Below are 3,542 nucleotides of genomic sequence, written 5' to 3' on the forward strand. Positions count from 1 at the left end.
CGGTGGTGCCGGCGGCGGCCCCGGGTCGGGGTTCGCGGAGGGTCGCCACCCGGGCAGCCGATGTCGAGGCCATCCGCCATCGCCAGGTCGTCCTCACCGCCCACCGCCCACCGCCCACCGAACCACTGGCGCACGAGAAGTGGGCGGGCCTCTCGGGTGTCAGCCCGTTCGGCTGTCCGGTACGCGTCTGGGTTGTGACGATCCGTGGCTACTGTGGCAGGCTGTGCGGCTATGGGCACGAAGGTCCCGGCGTCAGGCGGCGGCGCGGTGCAGGGTGCGGCGAGGTCGCCATCGTCGGGGGTGGATTTCTTCGTCTCCTACACCGGGGCCGATCAGGGATGGGCGGAGTGGATCGCCTGGGTGTTGGAGGACGCCGGCTACCGGGTGCGGATCCAGACCTGGGACTTCAACGCGGGTAGTCATTTCGTCACCGAGATGCATCAGGCGGCACAGGTCGCGGCCCGCACGATCGCGGTGCTGTCGACGGCCTACCTGTCCTCGGCGTTCGCAGAGGCGGAGTGGCAGGCCGCCTGGACCGCCGACCCGTCCGGGCGGGCGCGCAAGCTGCTGGTGTTCCGAGTGGAGGAATGTGATCGGCCGGGGCTGCTGGGTCAGCTGGTCAGCGTGGACCTGTTCGGCCTCGACCGGGATATCGCGGCCGGGCGGCTGGTGGCCGCGGCACGTGGGGAGCGGAGTAAGCCGGCGGTGGAGCCGGTCTTTCCCGGCGGGCCCGCCCAACCGATGGTCGCCGCGACGGGGATGGAGCCGATGTTCCCCGGGCGGCTGCCCGATGTGTGGAACGTGCCGAGTCGCAACCGGCATTTCACCGGCCGCCAGTCCCAGCTCGACCAGATCCGCACCGAGCTGGGGTCGGGGCCGGTGGCGGTGACCGCCCTGCACGGCATGGGCGGGGTGGGCAAGACCCAGTTGGCCGTCGAGTACGCCCATCGGCATGCCGCCGAGTACACATTGGTCTGGTGGATCGACGCGGAACAGACCCTCCTGGTCGGCGAGAAGTTCGCCGCGCTCGCGGGCCCGCTGGGTCTGTCGACCGATGGAGCGGTATCCGACATCGCGGCCATCGTGCTCGCAGCCCTGGGCCGTCGGGTGGGGTGGCTGGTGGTGTTCGACAACGCCGAGGATCCCGTCGCCTTGCGGGACTGGCTGCCAAGCGGACCGGGCCATGTGCTGATCACGTCCCGGAATCCGGGCTGGAAGGCACTCGCCGCCGCGGTCGACGTGGACGTGTTTGAACGGGCTGAGGCGGTGGCTTTCCTGACCCGCCGTCTTCCCGGCCTGAACGCGGCGGTAGCCGACGCGCTGGCTGCCGAGTTGGGTGACCTGCCTCTGGCGTTGGCGCAGGCCGCCGGCTACCTCACCACGACCCGGACGGATCCGGCCAGTTACCTTGCGAAGTTCCGTACCCGGCGTACGACGCTGCTGGGCAAAGGGGGCGATCCCCTCTATGCCGGCACCATCGCCACCGCTTGGTCCATGGCCCTGGAACGGCTGCAGGCCGACGCCCCGGCCACCGTGCAGCTGCTGACGCTGTGCGCGCTGCTGGCTCCCGAACCGATCCCGTTGGCCCTGTTCAATGACCATCCCGATCTTCTCGACGGCCCGTTGGCGCAGGCGTGCGCCGGTACCCATCCCCGGCTCGACCTCGACGATGTGGTCGGTGACGCGCTGGCCTACTCCCTGGCCCGCCGGCGCGGGGACACGATTCAGCTGCACCGCCTCGTCGGGGCAGTCATCGCCGGTCAGCTGCCCGAGGAACGTCGCGACGTCCTGCGCGGCGTGGTGGTGGCCCTGGTGGAGGCCGCACTGCCGGATGAACCCCACCGGTCCGGGACGTGGCCTGTCTACGCCATGCTGGTCCCCCACGCACGTACCGTGTTCCGTCCGGACCGTCCCGGCGTCCTGAAACTGCTCGAGTATCTCGACGCCAGTGGTGACTACCGGACGGCGAAGATCGTGCAGGAGGACGTCCACAACGACACCGTGACACGGCTGGGCGCCGAGCATCCCGCGGCTCTGCGTACGCGTGCCGCCGTCGCCAACTGGACCGGGGAGGCGGGGGATCCGGGGGGCGCGCGCGACATGCTCGCGGCGTTGCTGCCCGTCTGCAACCGGGCCCTGGGCGCCGACGACCGGCAGACCCTGCTGGTCGCGGCCCGTCTCGCGGACTGGACCGGGCAGGCCGGCGACTGGCCCGGCGCGCGCGACCTGTGCCTGTCCATCCTGCCCAGGTGGCGACGCGTCGCGGGTGAGGATGATCCGGAAACCCTGTATGTCTGGGCGAATCTCGGGTTCTGGACCGGGCAGGCCGGCGACGTGGCGGGCGCGTGCGCTCACTACGCCGCGTTTCTGCCGATCAGGGAACGGGTGCTGGGATCGGAACACCCGGATGTTCTCGAATCCCGTGACCAGTACGCCCGTTGGATCGGGGAGGCCGGGGATCCCGCGGCCGCGCGCGACCTGTGCTCGGCGCTGCTCACCGTCCATGAGCGGGTGTCCGGCGCGGAGCATCACGGCACACTGTGGGTCCGCACCAACCTCGCCTGGTGGACCGGCAAGGCGGGTGACCCGGCAGCCGCCCGCGACCAGTACGCACAGTTACTGCCGATCCGTGAGCGGGTCTCGGGTCCCGAGCATCCCGCAACCTTGGTCGCCCGGGGTAACTTCGCCTACTGGGTGGGTCAGGCGGGGGACCCCGCGATGGCCCGTGACCAGTACGCCGCCCTGCTCCTGATCCACCGGCGGGTCCTCGGCCCCGACCATCCGGACACGTTGCTCGACCAGCGCAACCTCGCCCACTGGACCGGGGAGGCGGGGGATCCCGCGGGTGCCCGAGACCAGTTCGCCGCGGTACTGGCGCTGTTCGAACGGGCGTTGGGACCCGAGCACCGCGAGACCGTGGCCACCCGCACCGAGCTCGCCGTCTGGACGGCCGCCGCACCCGACTGGGCTGCCGCGCCACCCGGATCCGCGACCGCCGGAAGGCCGTAGCCAAGCCCGACGGTCAGGGCTGTCGCGGCCACAAGCGCAGCCGAACGGGACCATGTGAGACGAGATTTCACTCCGCGCCATCCTCGATTCCGCGTTGTCGGTCCGACGCCGTATCGAACCGCGAAAAGACCACGCTCGGCGGGGTCGACGGCATACGGCTGGACGTAGATCGTGAAAGTCTCCTGAATCATCAGAGTGACAGGGCGCCGACCTTGCCTACATCCCGCCGGAGTGCGGTGCAGCGGCCAGCCGTCAGGGGATTTCCATTCACAGGTCGGTGAACACGAGCCGTCTCGAATTTGAACCACGAGTCGATGGAAGCAATCAGGCTGTGGCCCGCCGGCCGCGAATCGCTAGGCCGGCCGGGTGGCACGTCCCGGTCCACGGCGTTGGGCGGCCTGAGCGCGACGCGGGTCGCCTCGGCCAGCGGGAGCTATCTGCCGCGGAGCGGATCGGTTCTCAGCCAGGGCTGCGCGAAGGTCGCGTGGTGTGACGGCCCGTTGCGCTAAGTGGCTATGAATTGGAGTGTCCGG

General features: G+C 70.4%; 1 protein-coding gene. It reads left to right on the forward strand.

The features are described 5' to 3' along the window. The first annotated feature begins 231 nt into the window (after positions 1 to 231). On the forward strand, positions 232 to 3,009 hold the full coding sequence (gene fxsT / locus AC08OX_RS16040) for an FxSxx-COOH system tetratricopeptide repeat protein (protein WP_476608560.1): 2,778 nt from the start codon (positions 232 to 234) through the stop codon (positions 3,007 to 3,009). Positions 3,010 to 3,542: the final 533 nt, after the last annotated feature.

The sequence above is a fragment of the Frankia sp. CoBUL1 genome (genome assembly GCF_978021245.1).

What these genes read in the sequence shown, in the direction of transcription:
- fxsT (WP_476608560.1), top strand. Translation starts at nt 232, where the DNA reads ATGGGCACGAAGGTCCCGGCGTCAGGCGGCGGCGCGGTGCAGGGTGCG.